Origin of the sequence: Pseudovibrio sp. Ad13, assembly GCF_001623225.1 — a bacterium.
GTDB lineage: Bacteria > Pseudomonadota > Alphaproteobacteria > Rhizobiales > Stappiaceae > Pseudovibrio.
Genome location: NZ_LMCC01000018.1, coordinates 107,910 through 131,908, shown reverse-complemented (window position 1 = coordinate 131,908; position 23,999 = coordinate 107,910). Strand labels below are relative to the sequence as shown.

The following is a 23,999-nucleotide window of genomic DNA, read 5'->3' as shown; positions in this document are numbered from 1 at the left end:
CTTGATAACGACAGTGAACAATGAACCGGAAGGCAAACTCCCTGTAGAGGACCTGGTGGGCTGCTTGCGTGCCTGTGGAGAGACGACGCGTATTCGTCTGCTTGCTTTGCTTGTGCTTGGTGAGCTGACCGTGAAGGATCTTACAGTCATTCTTGGGCAGAGCCAGCCTCGGATTTCGCGGCATCTCAAGCTTCTTTGTGAGGCAGGGGTGATCAAGCGGTATCCGGAAGGAGCCTGGGTTTATTATCGTCTTGGTGAAGGTGGTCCGGCTGAGCTGGCGCGGCGCATTGTTGCGCAGAGCGAGCAGGATGATCCGGTACTTGCTGCCGACCATGAGCGATTGGTTTCGTTGCGCCGTGCAAAGGCTGAGGAAGCGGCGGCTTTCTTTGCAGCACGTGCCAACAACTGGGACAAGGAGCGTAGTCTTCATGTGCCGGAAGTTGCCGTTGAAGCTGCGATGCGTGCACTCGTGGGGTCCAAGTCTTTTGATACCCTCCTGGACCTGGGGACTGGAACCGGCCGTTTGCTGGAGTTGTTCAGTGAACAGTACGAGCGTGGCATTGGCATTGATGCCAGCCAGAACATGCTTTCTGTTGCGCGGGCCAATCTGGACCGTGCTGGTTTGCAGAAAGCGCAGGTGCGGCAGGGCGACATTTACGCGTTGCCGGTTGCACCAGACACAGCTGATCTGACTGTGGTTCATCAGGTTCTTCATTATCTGGAAGAGCCTGGGCGAGCGATTTTGGAAGCTGCCCGTGCTTTGCGGCCGGGTGGGCGTCTGTTGCTTGTAGATTTTGCTCCTCACGAATTGGAGTTTTTGCGAGAGAAGCATGCGCATCGTCGTCTTGGCTTTTCTCAGGGACAAGTGGGCAATTGGCTTTCCGAGGCTGATCTGGAGCTTGTTTCAACGAATGATCTTACCCCGGGCGCGGGGGAGAAAGACAAATTAACCGTTACCCTTTGGCTCGCTCAGGATCGTCGGGTTGTGACCGACCTGCCTGTAGCGGATCAGACCAAGGAGCTTGCTTAGTTATGAGCGAACATAGTATCGATCGCCGTTTTAGGCTCAATGGAGCCTCTGACATCTCCGTTTCTTTCGAGTTTTTCCCTCCTAAGAGCGAGAAGATGGAGCAACAGCTTTGGTCATCAATCAAACGGCTTGAGCCATTGGCCCCGAACTTTGTCTCTGTCACTTATGGCGCTGGCGGGTCGACCCGTGAGCGTACTCACTCTACGGTTTCCCGTATTGTGAATGAGACTGCTTTGAAGCCTGCTGCACACCTGACCTGTGTGGATGCCACCAAGGAAGAAGTGAATGAAGTCATTCGCGCTTACTGGGATGCGGGTGTTCGCCACATTGTGGCGCTGCGTGGTGACCCGGCTGCTGGACTTGGTGAGCAGTATCATCCGCATGAAGGTGGATATCAGTCTACCGCTGATCTGGTAGCTTCCATTCGTTCCATCGGTGATTTTGAGGTTTCTGTTTCTGCCTATCCTGAGAAACACCCGGAATCTCCAAGCTGGGAGACGGAACTGGATGTTTTGAAGGCGAAAGTGGATGCGGGCGCGACCCGTGCGATCACGCAGTTCTTCTTCGATAATGATCATTACTTCCGCTATGTGGACCGTGTTCGGGCTGCTGGCATCACGATCCCGATTATTCCGGGTATCGTGCCAGTGACCAGCTTCAAGGGCATTTCCGGCTTTGCAAAGAAGACTGGAGCATCTGTTCCAGGTTGGCTGGCGCACCGGTTTGATGGTCTTGATGACGACCCTCGCACCCGTGAACTGGTTGCGGCGGCTGTTGCTGCTGAGCAGGTGATGAGCCTTGCGGATGATGGTGTTGAGGACTTCCACTTCTACACAATGAACAAAGCAGACCTCGTTTACGCGATCTGCCACATGCTTGGTCTTCGGGCAAAACAGGATGTGAAAGCATCTGTCGCTGCCTAAACCCAATCCACGTACATAAAAAGATATTTGTCGGATTACGGTCCCCAATCGTGACCCGCAAAAAATAAAGACTAGAAAAGATCGGATCCCATGAGTTTGCAGGTGAAAAAGACCGGTTCGGACATTTTTGCAGCCCTAGAAGCAGCCGCCAAGGAACGTATCCTTGTTTTGGATGGCGCCATGGGAACTATGATCCAGAATCTTCAGTTCAATGAAGCGCAGTTCCGAGGTGAGCGCTTCAAGAGCTGGAACCAGGATCTGAAAGGGAACAACGATCTTCTGATCCTGACCCAGCCAGATGCCATTCGTGATATCCACCTGCAGTATCTGAAAGCGGGCGCAGATATCATTGAGACCAACACGTTCTCGTCGACTTCTATCGCACAGGCTGACTATGCGATGGAGAGCATTGTTTATGAGCTGAACAAGGAAGGTGCCCGCCTTTGCTGTGAAGCTGTTGAGCAGATGAAGGCAATTGATCCGTCCCGCCGCCGGTTTGTGGCTGGTGGGCTTGGTCCAACAAACCGGACGGCCTCGATCTCTCCAGACGTGAACAATCCAGGTTTCCGTGCAGTTTCCTTTGATGATCTGAAGGACTCTTACGCTGAAGCGACCCGTGGTCTGGTTGATGGTGGCTGTGATCTCATTCTTGTTGAGACCATCTTTGACACCTTGAATGCAAAAGCGGCTTTGTTCGCGATTGATCAGGTGTTTGAGGAAAAAGGCATCAAGCTGCCGGTCATGATCTCCGGCACGATTACTGATCTGTCTGGCCGTACATTGTCGGGTCAGACACCAGAAGCGTTCTGGAACTCTGTCAGTCATGCGGAGCCGTTTACGGTTGGCTTAAACTGTGCGCTGGGTGCCAAGGAAATGCGTGCGCACGTGGATGAGATTTCCCGTGTTGCAGATACTCTTGTTTGTGCTTATCCGAATGCGGGTTTGCCGAATGAGTTTGGTGAATACGATGAGAGCCCAGAATACATGGCTGGCCTCATGAAAGAGTTTGCCGAGTCTGGGCTGGTCAACGTGGTTGGCGGGTGTTGTGGTACGACGCCGGATCACATTAAGGCCCTTGCGGATGCTATGGAAGGCTTGAAGCCGCGTGCTTTGCCAGAAGTGCCGCGCCTGATGCGTCTGTCCGGTCTGGAGCCGTTCACGTTCACCAAGGAAGTGAACTTCGTCAACGTGGGTGAGCGTACCAACGTGACGGGCTCTGCGCGGTTCCGCAAACTGATCAAGAACGATGACTACAATGCAGCGCTGGATGTTGCCCGCTCTCAGGTTGAGAATGGTGCGCAGATCATCGACATCAACATGGATGAGGGGCTTCTTGATAGTGAAGAAGCTATGGTTACCTTCCTCAACCTGATTGCGGCTGAACCGGATATTGCCAAGGTTCCAGTGATGATCGACAGCTCCAAGTGGACTGTCATTGAAGCTGGCCTGAAGTGTGTGCAGGGTAAGGCTGTGGTGAACTCGATCTCCCTGAAAGAAGGGGAAGAGAACTTCATCGCGCAGGCTAAGCTGATCCGCCGTTATGGTGCTGCTGTTGTTGTGATGGCGTTTGATGAAACGGGTCAGGCTGACACGTTTGAGCGCAAGATCAACATCTGCAAACGCTCCTATGATGTGCTGGTAGATAAGGTTGGTTTCCCGCCTCAGGATATCATTTTTGATCCGAATATCTTTGCGGTTGCGACTGGTATTGAAGAGCATGACAACTATGGTCTGGACTTCATTGAAGCGACCAAGTGGATCTCTGAGAACTTGCCACACGCTCATATTTCTGGTGGTGTTTCCAACCTGTCGTTCTCCTTCCGCGGGAATGAGCCGGTTCGTGAAGCGATGCACTCTGTGTTCCTGTACCATGCCATTCAGGTTGGTATGGATATGGGCATTGTGAATGCTGGTCAGCTGGCTGTTTATGATGACCTTCCTGCTGAGTTGCGTGAGCTTTGTGAAGATGTGGTTATGAACCGCCGTTCAGATTCCACGGATCGTCTGCTCGAAGCTGCTGAGAAGTTTAAAGGTCCGGGTGGAAAGAAACGTGAGGTTGATCTGCGCTGGCGTGAGGCAACTGTTGCCAAGCGTCTTGAGCACTCATTGGTTCACGGTATCACTGACTTTATCGTGGAAGACACGGAAGAAGCTCGCCAGAACTTTGATCGTCCGCTGCATGTGATTGAAGGTCCATTGATGGATGGCATGAACGTGGTTGGTGATCTGTTTGGCGCTGGTAAAATGTTCCTGCCGCAGGTGGTGAAATCCGCCCGCGTGATGAAGGCTGCTGTTTCCTATCTGATGCCATTCCTTGAAGAGGAAAAGCGTCGCAGTGGCTTGGATGAGAGCTCATCCAACGGCAAGATCCTGATGGCTACGGTGAAAGGCGATGTGCACGACATTGGCAAGAACATCGTTGGCGTTGTTCTGCAGTGTAACAACTTTGAGGTTATCGACCTTGGGGTGATGGTGCCAACAGCCAAGATCATTGATGAAGCGCGCAAGCATGATGTTGATATCATTGGTTTGTCCGGCCTGATCACACCGTCGCTTGATGAGATGTGTCACGTAGCTTCTGAGATGGAGCGTGAGGGGCTGGATATTCCGCTGCTGATTGGCGGTGCGACGACTTCTCGTGTCCATACAGCGGTGAAGATCCATCCGAACTACTCCAAGGGTCAGGCGATCTACGTCACTGATGCTGGGCGTGCGGTGGGTGTTGCGTCCCGTCTGGTGAGTGAAGGTGGGCGTGAGGCACTCTATGATGCAACCCGCGCGGAATATGTGGATGTTGCTGAAAAGCATGCGCGGTCGCGGAACAAGAAGGTTCGGGCATCTATCGAGAAGGCTCGTGCAAATCGCTTCAAGCCAAACTTTGATGGATATGCTCCAACCAAGCCTAAGTTTATCGGCACCAAGACATTTACCAATGTCTCCTTGAAGGAATTGGTGAGGTACATTGACTGGACACCTTTCTTCTCCACCTGGGAGATTAAGGGAGCCTATCCTGCAGTGCTGACAGATGACCGTTATGGTCCAGCAGCTCAGGCGCTTTATAATGATGCGCAGGAGATGTTGAAGGAGATCGTGGACGGCAATCTGTTGCAAGCGAATGCTGTGGTTGGTTTCTGGCCGTGTGCGCAGGATGGTGATGATCTTGTGCTTTACACCGACGAGAGCCGTACGACTGAGCTGAACCGTCTCTATACCCTTCGTCAGCAGATGGACCGGAGTTCCTCTGATCGTGGGAACGTGGCTCTTGCGGACTTTGTTGCGCCAATCGACAGCGGCATCCCGGACTATGTTGGCGGGTTTGCTGTGACTGCGGGTATTGGTGAGGATGAAATTGCCAAGCGCTACGGCGAAGCTGGTGATGACTACAACAAGATCCTCTCTCAGGCGATTGCTGACCGTTTGGCAGAAGCACTTGCAGAGCGGATGCACGAACTGGTTCGTACTGAGCTTTGGGCCTATGCGCCGAATGAAGGTCTGTCTAATGTTGATCTGATTGCAGAGGACTACGATGGTATTCGTCCGGCACCGGGTTATCCAGCGCAGCCAGATCATACTGAGAAGGGTACTCTTTGGGAGTTGCTTGATGCGGAAGCGCAGACAGGTATCTCATTGACTGAGAGCTACGCGATGTGGCCGGGATCTGCTGTGTCTGGTCTCTACTTCTCCCACCCTGACAGCCACTACTTCGGCATTGGCAAGATTGAGCGGGATCAGGTGGAAGATTATGCAAAGCGTAAGGGTTGGGAACTGGCAAAGGCGGAGCGCTGGCTGGCTCCGATCCTGAACTACAACCCGATGGCTCGCGAAGCTGCGGAGTAGCGCTTTGAAGCATTGAAATTTAGAGGGGCTGCGGATGTTTTCGCAGCCCTTTTTCTTTGTCGGATTGTCGCTGAGACGTGCAAAGACTGTTTCCAAATAGTGATCTAATCATTCGCTGTGGTTCCATTATGTATGTTCAGGAGAAGACAATAAAGCAGTTCGCATTTAAGTGGAAACACATGAACTGCTTTAGCCTTTGTTTTGCGTATCTTTCTCCGAAAACCGGTTTCCACTTTTCGGAGATACGCTGTAGCTCCTGTTTGGGGCATAGGAGACGACCGATGAAAAAGACAATTTTGAAGATCCATAGCTCAGCGGCAACTGCAACATCCGTAACCCGCCAGCTTTCTGATGAACTTTCTTCCAAGATCTTCAATAATGGTGACACCGTTATCGAGCGTGATCTGAATTCCCCGATTTCGTTTATCAACGAAGCATGGATTGGTGCTGCTTACACCCCTGACGAGCAGCGCAGTGAAGAGCAGAAAGAAGGCCTTGCGCTTTCTGATGCACTCATTGCGGAGCTGAAAGCGGCAGATGTGCTGGTTATTGGTGCGCCGATCTACAACTTCTCTGTGCCTGCTGTTTTGAAGGCATGGGTTGACCAGATTGCACGTGTGGGTGTGACCTTCAATTACACCGAATACGGCCCACAGGGCTTGCTGACAGGCAAGAAGGCATACATTGTTGCGGCAGCTGGCGGTGTGCCTGTTGGCTCTCCAGCAGACTTTGCAGTGCCTTACCTCAAGCAGGTGCTTGGCTTTATTGGTGTGAGCGATGTGGAAGTTGTTGCAGCGGAAGGTGTTGCTGTTGACCGTGATGCAGCAATTGCACAAGCGCAGAACACAATGGTTGGCCTGACATCTGTGGCAGCGTAACTGATACGCAAAAGCAATTAATCAACTGGAGCCCACCTTGGTAACAAGGTGGGTTTCTTTGTGCGTCTGGATAAGTCTTGCCTTCGATTTTTGTTTTGTGAAGGACTTTGTCAGTGTGGGGGAGGGGGACTATAGCAAGCCGATAACGACAGCACCAACAAATGCAAATGCAAGTGTGATTGCGACGGCGTTAAAGCTTCGTGTGACAGTCATGGATTTATCTCCCGTTACTCACTAGCTGTTTAAAGCTTATGTGACGGAAGCCACGTTAGGAAGCAAAAAAATGCCATTTTTCATGGCACTGCTAGAAAAGCACCTAGGATCACTGAAAATTTCTGTAGCGAATAATATGTGTAAAGCCGGAGGATACTTTCTGGTTGTTTTGTGAAAGACCAAGGGAATTCTTGCGTTTCCTCTGTCAAATCAATATGCAGGTTTTCTGCAGCTTCGCGAATACTCGTCGGGCTATACTCATGCTTTTCCTGGGGTGAATTGGGCGTGGATAGTTTAAAACATTCATGACAATTCAGGCGGGAAAACGGAAATATTCAGCATTGAATCAGGAACAGCGCCGGGCAAACGTCTGTTCAAATCGGGGATTTCGAGGTGGGTTACAAGACAGGTGGGAACGCTGCCGGAAGACTTTTGTCTGCCGTTTTGGTTATCGGTATGTGCATCGGCGCTGCACACGTTAGTGCTGCCCCGATGCCAAAAGCTCGTCCTTATGTGGGCAATGTAACCTTATTGCCTCCGATGCCTCTTCCTCAGAGCAAGGTGAGTGTTCAGCCTTCACGTGTTCCTGCGGGCAAGCCGCTTTCTCTCGTTCCTGTGCCACTTGAAAACCAGCGTGTTTTTCCTCCTGCAAGCGATGCGAGGATGTGTGTGCTCCGTGGTTGGAGTGTTGAGATCTCAAACGCTGTTGACGGGCCGGGCGGATGTGGGATTGATCAGCCTGTTTCTTTGCGGTCTGTGGTTGGTGGTGGCCAAGAGATTGGCCTGACGATGCCAGTGCAAATTGAGTGCGAGCTGGCACAAAAGCTGGATGGCTGGTTGCAGGATGTGGCAGTGCCTGCTGCTCGGCGGGAACTTGGTGTATCCATCACGCGCATTCGCACGGCTGCAGGGTATGCTTGTCGTGGCCGGAATAACAAACGCGGCGCGAAGCTCTCAGAGCATGGCAAGGGCAACGCCATCGATATTGCAGCCTTCTATTTGTCTGATGGACGAGAAGTGACTGTTGAAGAGGGCTGGGACGGGTCTTCAGCTGAAGTGCGTTTCCTGAGCAGCTTACATAAAGGAGCCTGTGAGCGGTTCACGACCGTACTTGGCCCAGAGGCCGACAAGTATCACCGAGACCACTTACACTTCGATCAGGGCTGTCACGGCAAGGGCTGCAAATATCGCGTCTGCAAATAAAGGCGCGGGCTCACAGTCCTTTTTTCAAAAGCATGATGTGGGAACGCCCACCTGATTGAGACGGGGCTTTATCTCTTTCAAGCGGGCGTGTTCTGTGATGACAGGGCTTACTGGCAGAAACGGTTTTTGCCAGAGTACGTGCGATAGGTGCCGGTGTTCGGGTTAAAGCTTCTGTATTTGTTGGTGCAGTAGGCAAACCAAGCCGGGGACCACGGGGCTGGGGCTACAGCCTGAGCGTGATAAACCGGTGCTGGCTGATGCACCACTGGCGGACGGTAGGCTGGTGGGCGATACGCTGGCGCTGGTGGACGGTAGGCCGGGCGTGGTGGTGCAACGTACTGAGGTTGCGGTGTCACTGCATTGCCGATGATGAGACCTGCCGCCAGACCGATAACGCCGATTGCAGCTGCTTCACCTGCATTGATGCCGTGCTTCTTATGCTTTCTCTTCTTACGCTTATGGTAATAGTTGTTCTCAACGTAAGTGTTGTTTTCAATATAAGTATTGTTTCTGGGGCCTGCCTGAGCTGCAGAAACGACTGGCAACATCATTGCCCCTGCAAGCGCTACTGAAATTACTGCTGATGCTTTAGCCATTTTCGTCTCCGTAAACGGTATTTCGTGTTTGTTGAGACTAATTAACCAGAAGTGGCCTGAACCTTCTTTGAGAGCGCCATTCATCTTCTGTTCATGTAGATGAATGGGCCAGAAAATCTATATATATCAATTGATTATGTGTTTGAAAAAATGTTTAAGACGCTGGTTTCTTACCGAATTTTAAGTTGAGTACGTTATCCATCTTACTTAAATCAGTATGTTGTCCTCTCCAGATTATGGAGACCACTTTTCCGGAATACGCATAAGTGGAGATAGACAAGAGCCAAGAATCTGAGCAGGGTCAGATTGGGAAAAGTGAGGTTGGTATGGAAAAGAAGATAGATCCAATTCGTGAAACCACCGATGAAGCACGCGCTCTTGCCAAGAAGCTGATCAGGTCTGTCAGATTTGCTTCTCTTGCTGTTCTGGAGCCAGAGACCGGCTACCCTATTGTCAGCCGTGTTGGTGTCAGCTCGGATGCTGTTGGTGCGCCGTTTATGCTTGCTTCCAGCCTTTCCAACCATTCTCAATGCCTTGAGCAGGATCAGCGAGTGTCTTTGCTGATTGGCGAGCCGGGAAAAGGGGACCCACTGGCTCATCCGCGGCTGACCGTTATCGGGCGCTTTGAGCGACTGAGCAAAGGGGATCCGCTGTGCACTGAGCTGCGCAACCGCTATTTGATGCGGCACCCAAAGGCCAAGCTCTATGTCGATTTTGCTGATTTCGACTGGTACCGCCTGCATGTTGAGCAGGTGAACATGAACGGCGGCTTTGGTAAGGCGTTCCTTCTAGATACCGAGGATGTTCTGTCTTCTGATGAGGGACGCGAGCAACTCGCGGCTACCGCTCATGACCTTGTTATCCGCATGAATGAGCGCCGTGCTGATGATATTGGGGCGTTTGCCTCGAAAACCTTTAAGGTTGGTGCCTCAAAATGGGGGCTGGTGAGCGTTGATGGTGAGGGGGCTGATTTCTTTGATGGAGAGGCTGTTTACCGTCATTCCTGGGATCAGGAAGTGTCGGTTACGGAGCTAGAAAAGCTGCTGATGCAAACTCTTGGTTGTTCTGTGTAAAACCATGACGTAGGGTTTTGCTCATGTTGTTGTTCTAGTATGGCAACTATGCATGCGTGAAGCAAAACAGGATTGGTGCGGAAATGAACAAAGAGAATTTGGATAGCGCGGCAGGGGCAGAGGTCTACTCCGACAAAACTCTGCGTATTTATGACCTGCTGGTTCTGCGGTTCTCCAACACGTTTCTGTGGCGCTGTTCCGCTTCAAAAGCGCTGAGCTTCTTCAATCGCAATGTCAGTGCCAATCACCTCGATGTGGGTGTTGGCAGTGGTTACTTTTTGGAGCACGGGCGCTTTCCGGATAAGACACGTCTGGTGCTGATGGACCTCAACCAAACCTGTCTGGACTATGCCAAGGCGCGCTCTGTGGTGGCGAATGTCAGCGTGACACAGACTGATGTGCTTGAGCCGATTGAGTGGACTGATGCCAACTTTGACAGCATCAATCTGGGTTACCTTCTGCACTGCCTGCCGGGAACCATGAAGCAGAAGTATATGGTGTTTGAGAACCTCAGACCGCTGCTGAATGACGGTGGGATTTTGTTTGGCTCAACCATTTTGGGTGAAGGGCAGAAACCAAACTGGGCAGCGCGTAAGCTGATGGGCTTTTACAACAGCAAGGGCATCTTCTCGAATTCTGAAGACAACCTTGATGATTTGCGCTCCAATCTGGAAACGTACTTCAGGGATGTGACGATTGAAGTGGTTGGCGAAGTTGCGCTGTTTAAAGGGCGTGTGTAGTCACTTCTTGCGGGAAGAGCACAAGGTCATCCTCGGGTGACCATGGCTTCCATTTTATACCGAATACGGTTTTAAAATCCGGCTGGTCGATCCGTTCGAGTAGCCATTTTTTTACGCTTGCAGGGGCTTCTACTTCAAAGCGTTCTTTATCTGCATTGGCGAACTGGCGCACGAATGGGAAGAGTGCCTGATCTGCGAGAGCTGGGCGGTTTCCGAACAGATACGCTGAGCTTTCAAGGCACCTAGAGAGCTTGGAGAGTTCCTTGATGGCGAGGGCGTAATGCTCGTCCGGATCCGCGCCTTCGTAACGTGTTGAGTATTTGTACCTGTCCAGATTGCGTTTGAAGTCGCCGTCCATCTCTTCAATCAGCTGCAGCATTTCCTTCAGCGTGCCCGTCTCTGGAGAGAGCCAGCTTTGAGGATCATTCTTCTGCAAGGCCCAGAGCATGATCTCAAGGCTTTCCTCGATGACGGTTCCATCCGTCAGTTGCAGGATAGGAACCGTTCCTTTTGGAGAGATTTCCAGCATGTGGGCTGGCTTGTTGCGCAGCACGATTTCGCGGAGGGCAACGGTTGTCTGGCTTGCGACCAATCCCAGTCTTGCGCGCATTGCGTAGGGACACCGACGAAATGAATACAAGATCGGGAAGGAGGTCTGCTCAGCCATGCTTTCTGTTGTCTGCCTTTGATTGATCGTTTTCAGCAGCTGGTATTTCTAATGAATCTACCGGAGCAATGCCAGCGGATTTGCGTTCATAGGCCTGAATTGCTTTCTCTTCTTTCAAAAAAGCTTCGATATGCGGCTGTAATGGGAGTTTGGTGGCTTGCGTTTCGGTCTCTTCCAGCACCGCTGAGGTTGGGACAAAAGCCTTCTGCGCACGGTCGTACATGCTGACGCGCACCAGGCCGGTTGCGGCAACAATGTCTTTCTTCGGGCCTTTGGTGAAGATGAAGCGTTGTTCCATCACACAGGCCTCATCCGTCCAGTACACAATCTCGCTTTCCAGCTTGAACGGCTCGCCAAACGGGAGCTCGCGCCGAAAGCGGACGGTGGCGTGGTTGGCCAGTGGAGTCCATTTGTTGCGGAAAATCGCTTTGCCGAGCTTGGTGCGGCTCATGTGATCCACACGGCCAAAATCCATCATGGCCAGATAGCGGCTGTTGGTGAGGTGGATGTTCATGTCAATGTCAGAGGGGAGAACGCGCAATCGGACGACAGACTTGCTGAACATGTCTGCTAGTTTTTCCTGAAAAGGGAATTTAATGAAATAAAGTATAAGTCTAAACCAGAGTTGCATTTCTTCTCCACGTGATAGCTCACGGGCTTTCACAAAAATCTAATGGATTTTCCAATAGGGAATTAGCTTTCCTATTAGGTCAGGTGTGTTGTGCCAGATGTTTGAAGATATTTCTAGTTATCTCTTTGTGTGGGAGATTGCGTATAGCTCAACGGAACTTGCTGCTGTTGCGGGCGCTTTTTTCTTTGCAGCTTTCGTTAAAGGCGCGACAGGCCTCGGGTTTTCAACGACTTGTCTGCCGTTTCTGGTTTACGCGGTGGGGTTGAAAAGAGGAATTCCGCTCATCTTACTGCCCAGTATTACCAGCAATATTCTGGTGATGGTCGATGCCGGGTCTTTCAGGGAGATGGTGGATCGCTTTCGCTGGATGTTGCTTGCCACGGTGCCGGGGATTCTGCTGGGCCTTTGGTTTTTGGATGTGGCGCCTGCTCAGGAAGCCGTTGTGGTGCTGGGTTTTGTGCTTATCAGCTATGCCTTGTTTGCTTATTTCACGCCGCACCTGAAACTCTCCTATGAGATGGAGCGCTTCCTTGGGCCTGTCAGCGGCTTTATTACGGGCGTGGTGAATGGCATTACCGGTTCGCAAATTATGCCTGTGATGCCCTATCTGTTGTCGCTCAATCTCAACAGTGAGCGTTTTGTGCAGGCGATCAATTGCTCCTTTACTTTGTCCTCCTTTGTGATGGCGGGCGGTCTTTACTATCTCGGACTGCTTGATCTGAGTGCGCTTGGTGTTTCTGCACTTGGGCTGGCTTTTGTCTATCTGGGCACCAAACTGGGCTCGGTGGTGCGCCAGCTGATGTCGCCGTCGGTTTTCAGGGCGTCTATTCTGCTGCTTTTGTTCGGGCTTGGATTGAGCTTGTTGGTCAAAGGATTTTAGCGGCCACGCTCTAAGCTAACTGGTGGTTGATGGATCCCTTCAGTTTGCAGATTGAGATGTTAGAGATTGTTGCAGGTTCACGCTTAGGCTCTGCTGCATGATGGATATGGAAGCAGACATGGCAATGGCGGCGGAGTATCTCGGTTATACGGCCTTTGAGATTGCCATCATCATGTTCACGTTCTTCTTTGCAGCTTTTGTGAAAGGCCTTGCAGGGCTTGGGTTTACAACAATCTGCCTTGCTGTTCTCGCTTACACGGTGGGTTTGAAGAAGGGCATTCCGCTTATTGTGATACCGGGGCTCATCAGTGATCTCATACTGGTTTATGAAGCCGGGCATTTTCGGGAATCTTTTTCTCGCTTCTGGCGGATTTATCTTTACTCGGTACCGGGCGTTGTCATTGGTCTTTGGTTTTTGGGGTGGGCGTCCACGCATTGGCTGACAATCCTGCTGGGATTTATCATCATGGCGTTTGTGGGATATGCGCTGCTTTCCAAGAACCTGAAGCTGAAAACGCATTGGGAGAAAGCTGGGAGTTCGCTGTCTGGATTCTCAACCGGATTGTTGACGGGGATGACAGGCTCACAGTTGATGCCGATCACACCGTTTTTGGTGTCTCTCGATCTGCCACGCAGCCATTTCATTCAAACGATCAATAGCTTCTTCACAGTCGTGACAGTCATGATGATCCTTGGTCTGACATACATGGGCCTGTTGCATCTTGGTGCTTTTGCGATTTCGATCACCGGGCTGGTTTTTGTCTATATCGGCACCAAGAGTGGTAACTATCTTGGCCGGCGCTTCAGCCCGATCCTGTTCCGCTATTGCGTGCTGGTGATGATGCTTTTTTCTGGTCTCGGCCTCATTATCAAAGAGGTTTGGCTGAATGTAATGTGATGACCAACCTTCTTGCAATCTGATTGAAGGATACCCAATTGCACATCAGTCTAAACCGCAAGCGCGAACTGCGCTTAAGGAAAGTTTTCAGAAAATGGTGATCCTTCAATTGGTTGGGGGGCTTGTGCTGCTGCTTGTTGGCGGTGAAGCACTGGTGCGCGGCAGTGTGGCTGTTGCGACGCGTCTGGGTGTTTCCAAACTGTTTATCGGGCTGACACTTGTTGGCTTTGGCACATCCATGCCGGAGCTTGTGGCCAGTTTGCAGGGCGCGCTTGCTGGTTACCCCGGTGTTGCCATTGGCAACATTGTGGGCAGCAACATCGCCAATGTGCTGCTCATTTTAGGTATTACGGCAGTGATCTTACCCATTGCGGTGAACCGGGAAGCGTTTCAGCGTGATGGTGCCGTGCTTGTGCTTTCAAGCCTGATCTTGATGGGCGTCATTCTGACGGGATATTTGTCCCGATGGGCTGGTTTCGTTCTGATTGGCCTGCTGCTGGCCTATACACTCTTCAGCTATTGGTCGGAACGCAAAGCGGGAAAGGCAGCGGCTCAGATTCATGAGGCTGAGGCTGATCAGGCGAGCTATCCGAACCTTTCCATCTGGGCGGGGCTTGCGATTTTTGCTGTCGGTGTGGTTGGCATCGTTATTGGAGCGAGTTTGCTGGTGTCATCCAGCGTTGAAATTGCGCATCATTTTGGGGTTTCCGATGCGGTGATTGGTTTGACGCTGGTTGCGATCGGCACTTCTTTGCCAGAGCTTGTCACCTCGGCCATAGCTGCGGTGCGAGGCCATGCCGAGGTTGCGTTTGGCAATATTGTTGGCAGCAACATCTTCAATATTTTCGGCATTGGCGGTGTAACAGCCCTTGTTGTGCCAATCCCGGTGCCCTCTGAGATCGCGCAAGTGGATATCTGGGTGATGGTGGGCACAGTCGTGCTGATGGCGATTGCCTGCATTACCGGCTGGCGAGTGAGCCGCAGGGAAGGCGTGTTCTTCCTGTGCTGTTACGCAGCTTATATGGTTTTTCAGCTTATGCCCGGCCTACGTGCTGCAGTTGGTATTGCGTGATGCTGCAAAGCGTTTTTGGAAAAACTTATTCCCCTCCTGAATTCCTCCCATACTGTGAACCTATGCCTACGTAACGGGCTGCTGGCGGAGCGACCGTCAGTTTGTCGTAGGCTGGGTTGGGCTGTTGGAAGACGTAACGCACCTTTCAGTGGTCCGGTGAACCGAACTTCAAACGTGACCGCATGGTTTGAGGGGAAGGGCCCAGGACTATAGGGTATCACGCGGTGACAGGTGCAGATGTACCGGTGGGAAATCCACTTTTGCTGACGTGTCTGTCAAAGACGGAGGAACTGTTTGGGCATGGAAACGTGTCTGGATAAGCCACCTTCTTTTCAGGAAACTGACTATCGTGCCTTATAGGCAAAAGAGGCGACGTTGTTCATTTAAAGAAAGTCCGGGCAAGGCGTGTAGCTGATGCCGAAGAAACATTATTTAATAAATAGCGCAGGCATTGCCTGCCGCCTTGCTCATCCCGACTATCGGGAACTCTGGTCCAACACTGCATGGGATGCCATGTGGTGGTGTTGGTGTTTGTGGTAGGATAGATTGGCGGACTTCTGCTCTTTGAGCTATGATTAGCCAAGTTTAGCTAAGGACGAGTGCTATGAAGATCAACATGCATGAAGCGGGGGCTAATCTATCCAAACTTGGCGAGAGAGTTTGGCACGGGGAGCGTGTTGTGATTACCAAAGCAGGGAAACCTTACCTTGACCTTGTACCGCATAAGAGAGAGCTGAAACCGCGCAGGCCCGGGCGCTTCGAGGGGCAGATCAAGCTGGCTGATGACTTTAATGAAGAGATTAAAGAGGTTACTTCTGGCTTTGAGGGTGATGAATGAGGCGCTGGCTGAGCTGCCAGTTGCTGTAAATCTGAAGTTGAGCCTTCTTGTTTTCTCTAAGCGCAGGAAGACGATTTTGCTAAGGTTGGCGAGTCATCTTAATTAGGAGCTAGCAGAAGGTTATTGACCTGTCTGTATAGCTTTTGTTTAACAGTTTCTATAATCACAGTTTTAGATCGGAAGAGCCACGACCTATGTATCCGATTAAGGAAATCAGATGTCAGAACATCATTCACGCCCACATGCTCTTGAAGACATCGATTTTATTCGACCTATTCTAAAGCAAATTAAAAGTGGTTGTGAACCTCATGAAATTAAGTCGACAATAGAGGGACAAGATGTCTCTTCGACAACTGAAAAGCTGGTTGAATTGGGCTTAGTTGATCATCTTACATTCGTCGCGATTAATCAAAAACAGTTTAGGTCAGGCAGCTATTTCCTGACAGATAAAGGACTTCGATGGCTACGCACCTACGATAGATGGGAACGCTTCAAGTATGGGATTTCAAAGTGGCAACTCTTTTGGGGAATTATTTTTGGAATATTCATCAATACGGTTTCGAGCTTTATCTGGCAAGCTTGGTTTGCTTAGCGGTGTGTGGTTGGTCTCGCTTAGTAAGGCCTGACTAAATATTAACGTTTCTCTTGAAATGAGTTTAGCGAGTACTATATCATTTTATGCAACTTTTACGAAAGAGAGGCTTAAAGTGACTAAGATTAAAGGTCGGGGTGATGGCCCTGGTGGTCGGAATGAGCATTATGACATCGGAAATCGCAAAAACGTACCGCGTCGTAATGTGGTGGCTGAAATTAAGCGCGGCGAACATCCCGGTGCTCATGTAGTGACGATTAATGACCGTGAATATGCACGTGATAATCCAGATGGTTCTGAAAGAGATAACGTAAATCGCGATAAATAGAGATGTTTGCGATTACTAATCACGAGAGCCAATTGTTAATCTAAAAACGCCCAGCTATTCAAGCCGGGCGTTTTGCTGTTTGATCCTTAAGTAGCCTATTCTGGGGTGCCCCAGCCGCCGCTGGTTGGGGGGACGACTGTGATGGCTTCGCCGGGTTCCAGAATTGTCTGGTCGCAGCCTTTCAGCTCTTCGGTTCTACCGGAATTGCGGCGCACGTAGGTGCGGCCTTTCTGGCCATCTTCGCCGCCCTGCATGCCTTTTGGAGCAATGGTTCTGTGGGAGGCCAGGATTGCGCAGTCCATCTTTTCCAGGAAGCGGATGGTGCGTTTGGTGCCGTCACCTGCATGCCACTTGCCTTTGCCGCCTGTTTCCTTGCGGATGTGGAAATCTTCCAGCAGCACAGGATAGCGGAACTCAAGCACTTCCGGGTCGGTGAGGCGAGAGTTGGTCATGTGGACGTGAACGCCATCAGTACCGTTGAAGCCCGGACCTGCCGGAGAGCCGGAGCACAGGGTCTCATAGTACTGGTAGGTGTCATTGCCGAAGGTCAGGTTGTTCATGGACCCTTGCGAGTTTGCCATTGCACCAAGAGCTGCGAACAGCGCGTTGGTGATGTGCTGCGAGGTTTCTACATTGCCTGCCACAACTGCTGCCGGATAATGCGGGCGCAGCATGGAGCCTTCTGGCACCACAATGTTGATTGGACGCAGGCAGCCTGCATTCATCGGAATGTGGCCTTCCACCATGACGCGGAAGCAGTAGAGCACAGCGGCGCGGGTGACAGGTTCCGGTGCGTTGAAGTTGTTCTCTTTCATCGGGCTGGTGCCGGTGAAATCAACAGTTGCTTCGCGCTTGTCCTTATCAACGGTGATCTTGACCTTGATGGTTGAGCCCTGATCCGTTGGGTATTCGTAGGAACTGTCGGAGAGTGCTTCGATCACACGGCGAACGCTTTCTTCAGCATTGTCCTGCACGTGGCCCATGTAGGCCTGCACGGTTTCCAGACCAAAGTGGTCTGTCATCTTGTGCAGTTCCTGAACGCCCTTCTCATTAGCGGCGATCTGGGCTTTCAGGTCGGCCACGTTCTGGTGAACGTTGCGGACCGGATATTTGTGGTTGGTGAGCAGTTCGACCAGAGCTTCTTCGCGGAAGTCGCCTTGGTCCACCAGCTTGAAGTTGTCGATCAAGACGCCTTCTTCATCCACCTTGGTGGCGAGCGGGGTCATGGAGCCCGGAGCGGAGCCGCCGACATCAGCGTGGTGACCACGGGAGGCTGCCCAGAACAGGATTTCCTTGCCGTCGTCATCAAACACCGGAGAGACAACGGTGATATCCGGCAGGTGGGTGCCGCCGTTGTAAGGAGCGTTGAGTGCGAACACGTCGCCCGGTTTGATCCTGCCTTTGTTGAGGGAGATGATCGCCTCAACGGAACGGTCCATGGACCCCAGATGCACTGGCATGTGCGGTGCGTTGGCGACCAGTGCGCCGTTTTGGTCAAAGACCGCGCAGGAGAAGTCCAGACGCTCTTTGATGTTCACGGAGTACGCGGTGTTCTGCAGGGTGACGCCCATCTGCTCGGCGATGGACATGAAGAGGTTGTTGAACACTTCCAGCATCACCGGATCTGCGGTGGTGCCGAGAGCGACTTTTCTCTCCAGCGGGATGGTTCGGGTTAGAATGATGTGGTTCTTGGCGTTGACTTGCGCATGCCAGCCCGGTTCCACAACGATGGTGGCGTGTGGTTCCATGATAAGGGCAGGGCCTTGCAGCTTCATACCCGGCTGGAACGCGTCGCGCTTGAGGATGGATGCATCCTGCCATTTGCCGTTTGCGAAGAATTGGGTCTGCTCTGCAATGGCAGGGGCATTTGCTGCCAGTGCTTCGTCTGGTTCCTGCAGACCAGCGCCGCCGCCGATTGCTTCCACCTCGAGTGCTTCGACCACGATGGTCTTGTTCTCGTAGGCAAAGCCGAACTGCTTGATGTGGTTCTGGGTGAAAGCAGTGATCATGGCATCGAGATCACCGGTGTTCAGATCCACCGCGATTGGGGTGTCGGTGCCGTCATAACGCAGGTGTGCACGCGGAAGGATGGAGAGCTCGTCTTCTGCAACGCCCTGATTTTCGACTTCGGTTTTTGCGTCTGTTGCAAGGCGCTGAGCGAGGTCTGCAAGAGCTGTCAGATTGTCGGTGTTCAGCTCTTTAACGACGGCTTGCTGACGGGTGGCGCGGATATCCGCAAGGCCCATGCCATAAGCAGAGAGGATGCCGGAGAGCGGGTGCACGATGACGGTTTTCATGCCGAGGCTGTCGGCAACCATGCAGGCGCTCTGGCCGCCAGCACCGCCAAAGCAGGTGAGGGCGTATTCGGTGACGTCATAGCCGCGCTGAACGGAGATCTTCTTGATGGCGTTGGCCATGTTCTCAACGGCGATCTTCTGGAAGCCTTCTGCGACTTCCTCGCCGGTGCGGCCATCACCGATCTCAGCTGCCAGCGCGTTGAAGGCTGCTTTGACTTCTTCGATTGCCAGCGGCTCGTCCTGATTTGGACCGAAGATCTTAGGGAAGTAGGAAGCGTTGAGCTTGGACGTCATGACATTGGCGTCGGTGACGGTGAGCGGACCACCGCGGCGGTAACATTTTGGTCCGGGGTTTGCACCAGCGGAATCTGGACCAACCTGGAAGCGGCCGTCTTTGTAATGGAGGATTGAGCCGCCACCGGCTGCAACGGTGTGGATCATCATCATCGGCGCGCGCATGCGAACGCCAGCTACTTCGGTCTCAAAGGCACGCTCGAACTCGCCGTCGAAGTGGGAAACGTCAGTAGAGGTGCCGCCCATGTCGAAGCCGATGAGTTTTTCAAAGCCGGCCATTTTGGAGGTCTCAACGGCGCCCACAACACCGCCAGCGGGGCCGGAGAGAATGGCGTCTTTTCCCTGGAAGAGGGAGGCGTCGGTCAAGCCACCGGAGGACTGCATGAACATGAGACGGCAGTCGGTGTTCTGGATGTCGAGTTCACCAGCAACCTGATCCACATAGCGGCGCAGGATTGGGGAGAGGTAAGCATCAACAACAGTCGTGTCACCACGGCCAACCAGCTTCATGAGCGGAGAGACTTCATGGCTGACGGAAATCTGCGGGAAGCCGACTTGCTTCGCGATCTCCGCCAGTTGCTTCTCGTGCTCCGGGAACGCGTAGGCATGCATCAAGACGATAGCGATGGAGCGTGTGCCGTCAGCATAGGCTGCTTCGAGCTGGGCCTTGATCTGGTCAAGGTCTGGAGCAGCTTCAACGGTGCCATCAGCGCGGACGCGCTCATCAGCTTCCAGAACCTGATCGTAGAGCAGCTCTGGTTTGATGATTTCCTTGGCGAAGATGTCCGGGCGGGCCTGATAACCGATTTCCAGAGCGTCGCGGAAGCCTTTGGTGATGAGCAGAAGGGTGCGGTCACCCTTACGTTCCAGCAGTGCGTTGGTGGCGACTGTGGTGCCCATCTTTACCGCCCGGATCTGGTCGGACGGGATGCGGGTGTCTTTGGCAACACCCATGAGGTCGCGAATGCCCTGGATGGCGGCGTCTTTGTAGGCCTCAGGGTTTTCGGAGAGGACTTTATGGGCGCGTATTTCTCCTTGAGGTGTGCGTGCAACGATATCCGTGAAGGTGCCGCCGCGGTCGATCCAGAAGTCCCACTTGTCCATTGTCATGTTTTGTCCCACCTCGATTTGAAATCTTATTCTGTGATACATCTACAAAATGTAGACATATTGTCAATGTGAATATGCGAGAGTCAGGAGAAACGCAGCGATTGGTATTGAAATTTACGTGGATCGGTCTTTTAAGAGAGGTTGTGTGATCTACGTAAACTCTCGACATTATGTTGCGCGAGATGGTGCGAATCTGCGCAATTCTAACTTGGTGGTTGTGAGGTCAAAAATGAGTGATGCTTTAGAGCAGAAAAATACTGGTGGGCTGGGCGTTGGACCGGTCGTGTCCTCATCGCACCTTGCATCGGGTGAATTGCCCGCACTGTCTGAGGTGGAATTTGCGGTGACGATGATGGTGAATGCCTATCATCGTTGGATGGTGCGCTGCATGGCCGCTGCTGGGCAGGAGGGTTTATCCCCTCTGGAAACGCTGGTGCTCCACTCCGTCAATCACCGTGAGCGTTCAAAAACACTGGCTGATTTATGCCTTGTTCTGAATATCGAAGATACTCACACGGTGTCTTACGCTTTGAAAAAGCTGGAGAAGGCGGGCCTTGTGCAATCCGGTAAGCGGGGCAAAGAGAAAATTGCCGAGATTACTGAGGAGGGCCGTGCGCTTTGTGATGCTTACAAGCAGCTGCGTGATGCCTTGCTGGTGAAGCCTGTGAAAGAACTTGGGCTTGATGAAGCCGAGTTGTCCCGGCTTGCATCTGTTTTGCGCAGTGTGTCAGGTCATTACGATCAAGCCGCTCGTTCTGCCGCTGCGATGTAATGTGATCGCAGCGGTAACCTGTTATCGATTACTCAATCGACATGCTCATTGTGGGCGAGGCCTGTGTCTCCCATGAGCAGTTTGATCCATCCGGGCATCTTTCCGGTTCTGCGCAATGCGCCATCTATGGAGAATTCTCCCCCTCCTGTGGTGGTGAAGCTAAGATAAGACGCAAACAGGATCAGCGGCAGCTCCCATGAGACGGCTGTGGCGAAGGAGACGAAGCCGTGCTCCAATGCCCCGCTCAGCGTGGCTGCAAACAAGATATAGGCTGCAGCGAAGAAGCAGGAGAGACGGGTGAGCAGCCCGAGGCCGATGCCAATTGCAATGGCCAGTTCTGCCAGACCTGCTGCATCAATGATCATGGCAGGGTCGGGATAACCGAGTAGGGAGAAGAATTCCACGTGCTCCATGTAAGGGAGAGACCCGGCAAACAGCTTGTCGGTGAAGTGTGGCACCATCACAAAGCCAACCAGAATACGGAAGAAGGTGAGTTGCCATTGCCAAAGCGTGAGGCCACGGCCTGCTGTCTCAAATGAGTTGCGCTGGATAGTGCTGAGGAACCAGATGAGATTGACGAAGAAGGCAAAGGCAAGAGGCCAACTGAGCAGATAGGCATAATAGAGTGAGGCAATCCGCCAGGCGACAAGTTGGCAGAGCAACATGCACAAAAAGCCGAGTGTGAAATTTTTCGGCACGACGATCACGACGAAGAAGAATGCCAGTGCAAGCCAGATCAGCATGGGTCGTAATGCAGATTCTGGAATGGGTGACATGAGCACTTCCAGAGAGATGAGTGCTACGACGCCCAGCAATAGAGCTGTAATGAGGGATTGAAGCAGCTGGAAGAAAGACAAGTAGTGGAAGGGCCGTGCAATCTCCGCAAGATCCTCCTCTTCGCTCATGTCCTCAGTATTTGCATTGCTCTTGTCTGCCATAGCTACCTCACAGCGAATCCCAAGCGCGGGTCATTTGTGTCAAGGTAGCGTGCTGCACCTAGCGAGAGATATCCTGCTATTCTCGCTAGGCTTATTTGAGAGGTTATCCGACGTAGGCAGCTTCAATCTGCTTGGCCTCTTGGGTTCCAAGCGTGCAGCGGACATTTGCGTGCGGATTGGCCGGATCAACGTTAGATGGTTTGCCGAAGTAGTAACCTTGAACGATATCGCAGCCGCCGGCTCGCAGGATTTGGGCCTGCATTTCTTCTTCAACGCCTTCTGCTGTGATCAATACGTCAAGTGAACGACCAAGACCGATAATCGCAGCAACGATTGCGTCGGTGTGGGCATCCTTGCCGATGTTCATGATGAAGCTGCGGTCGATCTTAATTTTGTTGAACGGGAAGCGAGAAAGGTAGCTTAAGGAAGAATAACCAGTGCCGAAGTCATCCATGGCGATGGAAACGCCCATGTTGCCGATCTTCTTAAGTGACTTCACCACGCTGGTGGTGTCAGCAATCAGGAGGCTTTCAGTGATCTCGATCTCTAGGCGCTCCGGTGCCAGACCAGATTCTTCGAGGGCTTCTGAAATCTTTTGCTCGATCAATCCGGTCTTGAACTGTGCAGGCGAGAAGTTGACGGCGACTTTCAGGCTTGGGTCAGCCCAGCTTGCCGCGTCAGTGCAAGCCTTTTTGAGCACATATTCGCCGAGCGCTTCAATAAGGCCTGTGTCTTCGGCAATTGGGATAAAGACTTCTGGTGAGATACGGCCTTTTTCCGGATGGACCCAACGAAGCAGGGCTTCAAAAGCTTTGAGCTTGTTGTCTGCCAGACCAACCTGAGCCTGATACACGACTGAGAACCCATCGAGCTTTAGAGCACGGATCATCTCTGTTTCCAGCTCACGGCGACGTTCCAGCTCTTCATCCATGCTGGACTCGTACCAGGTGTAAGTGGAGCGGCCACCGTTCTTGGAGCGGTAGAGCGCCAGGTCAGCGCAATGAAGGAGGCGGGAAGACCGCCATGCAGCATCGGTTGCCTGAGCGATGCCCATAGATAAAGAGATCTGGATTTCTTTGCTGTCGATGACGCAGCTGGAATTGGTGGTTGCCATGGCGCGCTGGGCGAGCACGGTGATGTCGTGACTGGTGTATTCCCCTTCGATCATCACGGCGAATTCATCGCCAGAAAGACGCGAGACGAGGTGATCAGTGAAGACGAGCCGTAATCGGTCCGAGATGATTTGGAGGAATGTATCGCCAGCTGCATGGCCGTGGTTGTCGTTCACTTCCTTGAACTTATCAACGTCGATGGCAATGACGTAAATATTGGAAGCTGTAATGGATGCTTTGCGGAGTGCCTTGTTTAACTCGTCAGAAAAAACGGCGCGGTTCGGCAAGTGAGTCAGTGGATCATTGTGCGCGAGAAAGCGGATCGTTTTGGAGGTTTTCCAGCGATCATGCAGTCCTTTCCAGGCGAACATAATAGAGGCAATTGCCACGACGAGCACCAGCAGGAATGCAAAGGCCGATCCAAAGGCGATTGCGTCCATAAACACGACGGTGTTGAGCGTTGGTTTGGTGGTGAAGATAAAGCCGCCACGCGCTTTGTTTTCGTCGTTCACATAAGGAATGACGACGCCAAATTTTGGTATCCGCCATTCAAGCCAGTTGAAGTTGGAGTAAATCACCAATTGTCCAGAACGGAGCGCAGAATGCCAGGCATCATAAGCAGAGGGATCAGACAGAATTTCGTTGACGCGGTCATTGGTCATGTTCCGCGGATGGACAGCCAATGGACGACCGGGAGCGTTGACGACCAGCAGTTCGAACTCTTCAAACTGTTCTACCAGTGCCTGCTTGACTGCGATGGCTTTGGTTGCAGGCAGTTTCCAGCTTGAAGAGATGATTTCTGTGGTTGGGGCAGAGCTGGACCCGCGCAGGCCGTAGTTTAACGGGGAAGAGGAATCCTTTTGTCCCGTGTCTTCATTCGAAGGGGCCTCGAAAGGGTGGTGTGAATTGATGATGTTGTTCGCAGTATGGAATTCTTTTTGAGCTTCACTCTTGAATAAATAATATAAAGTCGCTTGATCAATGGCATAAAAGCTTGTGGCAATGGCACCAATCACAGCAAACACTATGCCGGCGTAAAGTAATTTACGATGTGGAGGTATCGTTTCCACTTGAAAT

The 23,999-nt window shown here is 52.2% G+C and carries 20 protein-coding genes; 14 read left to right on the top strand and 6 right to left on the bottom strand.

Annotated elements, in window-relative coordinates; all coding sequences use genetic code 11:
- Nucleotides 1-13 precede the first annotated feature (13 nt).
- The 5 genes from PsAD13_RS22175 to PsAD13_RS22155 all read left to right on the top strand — a co-directional run bounded on the left by PsAD13_RS22175 (nt 14) and on the right by PsAD13_RS22155 (nt 8,084).
- Nucleotides 14-1,030 carry a metalloregulator ArsR/SmtB family transcription factor gene (locus tag PsAD13_RS22175; protein WP_208860167.1) on the top strand — a complete coding sequence of 339 codons (1,017 nt, stop codon included), beginning with the start codon at nt 14-16 and terminating at the stop codon, nt 1,028-1,030.
- Between the two features lie 2 nt (nt 1,031-1,032).
- Complete coding sequence (gene metF / locus PsAD13_RS22170; protein ID WP_063289971.1) at nt 1,033-1,953, top strand: methylenetetrahydrofolate reductase [NAD(P)H]; 921 nt, start codon at nt 1,033-1,035, stop codon at nt 1,951-1,953.
- 90 nt (nt 1,954-2,043) lie between these two features.
- Nucleotides 2,044-5,790: a methionine synthase gene (gene metH / locus PsAD13_RS22165; RefSeq protein WP_063302564.1), complete on the top strand. Its 3,747-nt coding sequence runs from the start codon at nt 2,044-2,046 to the stop codon at nt 5,788-5,790.
- 281 nt (nt 5,791-6,071) lie between these two features.
- Nucleotides 6,072-6,668: an NAD(P)H-dependent oxidoreductase gene (locus tag PsAD13_RS22160; protein WP_063302563.1), complete on the top strand. Its 597-nt coding sequence runs from the start codon at nt 6,072-6,074 to the stop codon at nt 6,666-6,668.
- A 606-nt stretch (nt 6,669-7,274) separates the two neighbouring features.
- A complete protein-coding gene (locus PsAD13_RS22155) occupies nt 7,275-8,084 on the top strand; it encodes an extensin family protein (RefSeq protein WP_063289968.1) in 810 nt (269 codons plus the stop codon).
- Nucleotides 8,085-8,191: 107 nt separating this feature from the next.
- On the opposite strand, the gene PsAD13_RS22150 is transcribed toward PsAD13_RS22155, so the two are convergent.
- Complete coding sequence (locus PsAD13_RS22150) at nt 8,192-8,680, bottom strand: BA14K family protein (protein WP_057465821.1); 489 nt, start codon at nt 8,678-8,680, stop codon at nt 8,192-8,194.
- A gap of 326 nt (nt 8,681-9,006) precedes the next feature.
- Here PsAD13_RS22150 and PsAD13_RS22145 point away from each other — a divergent pair, with 326 nt between their 5' ends.
- Both PsAD13_RS22145 and PsAD13_RS22140 read left to right on the top strand, forming a co-directional pair.
- Entirely contained in the window at nt 9,007-9,753 is a 747-nt protein-coding gene (locus PsAD13_RS22145; protein ID WP_063319620.1) for a pyridoxamine 5'-phosphate oxidase family protein, read from the top strand.
- Between the two features lie 83 nt (nt 9,754-9,836).
- Nucleotides 9,837-10,493 carry a class I SAM-dependent methyltransferase gene (locus PsAD13_RS22140; RefSeq protein WP_063319497.1) on the top strand — a complete coding sequence of 219 codons (657 nt, stop codon included), beginning with the start codon at nt 9,837-9,839 and terminating at the stop codon, nt 10,491-10,493.
- On the opposite strand, the gene PsAD13_RS22135 is transcribed toward PsAD13_RS22140, so the two are convergent.
- Nucleotides 10,477-11,160, bottom strand: a complete 684-nt coding sequence (locus PsAD13_RS22135) for a glutathione S-transferase (protein WP_063319496.1) — start codon at nt 11,158-11,160, stop codon at nt 10,477-10,479. The genes PsAD13_RS22140 and PsAD13_RS22135 overlap by 17 nt on opposite strands.
- Nucleotides 11,153-11,725: a thioesterase family protein gene (locus PsAD13_RS22130; protein ID WP_063319495.1), complete on the bottom strand. Its 573-nt coding sequence runs from the start codon at nt 11,723-11,725 to the stop codon at nt 11,153-11,155. The genes PsAD13_RS22135 and PsAD13_RS22130 overlap by 8 nt, the downstream gene beginning before the upstream one ends.
- A gap of 163 nt (nt 11,726-11,888) precedes the next feature.
- Here PsAD13_RS22130 and PsAD13_RS22125 point away from each other — a divergent pair, with 163 nt between their 5' ends.
- From PsAD13_RS22125 to PsAD13_RS22100, 6 genes are all read left to right on the top strand, one after another.
- Nucleotides 11,889-12,671: a sulfite exporter TauE/SafE family protein gene (locus tag PsAD13_RS22125; RefSeq protein WP_063319494.1), complete on the top strand. Its 783-nt coding sequence runs from the start codon at nt 11,889-11,891 to the stop codon at nt 12,669-12,671.
- Nucleotides 12,672-12,768: 97 nt separating this feature from the next.
- Nucleotides 12,769-13,569, top strand: a complete 801-nt coding sequence (locus PsAD13_RS22120) for a sulfite exporter TauE/SafE family protein (RefSeq protein WP_057465702.1) — start codon at nt 12,769-12,771, stop codon at nt 13,567-13,569.
- Nucleotides 13,570-13,663: 94 nt separating this feature from the next.
- Nucleotides 13,664-14,641: a calcium/sodium antiporter gene (locus PsAD13_RS22115; RefSeq protein ID WP_063319493.1), complete on the top strand. Its 978-nt coding sequence runs from the start codon at nt 13,664-13,666 to the stop codon at nt 14,639-14,641.
- Between the two features lie 604 nt (nt 14,642-15,245).
- Nucleotides 15,246-15,479, top strand: a complete 234-nt coding sequence (locus PsAD13_RS22110; protein ID WP_063319492.1) for a type II toxin-antitoxin system prevent-host-death family antitoxin — start codon at nt 15,246-15,248, stop codon at nt 15,477-15,479.
- A 217-nt stretch (nt 15,480-15,696) separates the two neighbouring features.
- Nucleotides 15,697-16,071 (top strand): hypothetical protein, encoded by a 375-nt coding sequence (locus tag PsAD13_RS22105; protein WP_063319491.1) that lies wholly within the window; start codon nt 15,697-15,699, stop codon nt 16,069-16,071.
- Nucleotides 16,072-16,186: 115 nt separating this feature from the next.
- Nucleotides 16,187-16,399, top strand: coding sequence for a DUF3892 domain-containing protein (locus tag PsAD13_RS22100; RefSeq protein ID WP_063319490.1), 213 nt, complete (start codon nt 16,187-16,189; stop codon nt 16,397-16,399).
- Between the two features lie 95 nt (nt 16,400-16,494).
- Here the strand turns inward: PsAD13_RS22100 and PsAD13_RS22095 are convergent, their stop codons facing one another.
- Nucleotides 16,495-20,094: a hydantoinase B/oxoprolinase family protein gene (locus tag PsAD13_RS22095; RefSeq protein WP_084404797.1), complete on the bottom strand. Its 3,600-nt coding sequence runs from the start codon at nt 20,092-20,094 to the stop codon at nt 16,495-16,497.
- A 235-nt stretch (nt 20,095-20,329) separates the two neighbouring features.
- Here PsAD13_RS22095 and PsAD13_RS22090 point away from each other — a divergent pair, with 235 nt between their 5' ends.
- The gene (locus PsAD13_RS22090) at nt 20,330-20,872 is read left to right on the top strand and encodes a winged helix DNA-binding protein (protein ID WP_057465707.1); all 543 of its coding nucleotides are present in this window, start codon (nt 20,330-20,332) and stop codon (nt 20,870-20,872) included.
- 32 nt (nt 20,873-20,904) lie between these two features.
- On the opposite strand, the gene PsAD13_RS22085 is transcribed toward PsAD13_RS22090, so the two are convergent.
- Complete coding sequence (locus PsAD13_RS22085) at nt 20,905-21,810, bottom strand: DoxX family protein (protein ID WP_063289959.1); 906 nt, start codon at nt 21,808-21,810, stop codon at nt 20,905-20,907.
- 103 nt (nt 21,811-21,913) lie between these two features.
- Entirely contained in the window at nt 21,914-23,992 is a 2,079-nt protein-coding gene (locus PsAD13_RS22080) for a bifunctional diguanylate cyclase/phosphodiesterase (RefSeq protein ID WP_208986873.1), read from the bottom strand.
- Between the last annotated feature and the right edge of the window lie 7 nt (nt 23,993-23,999).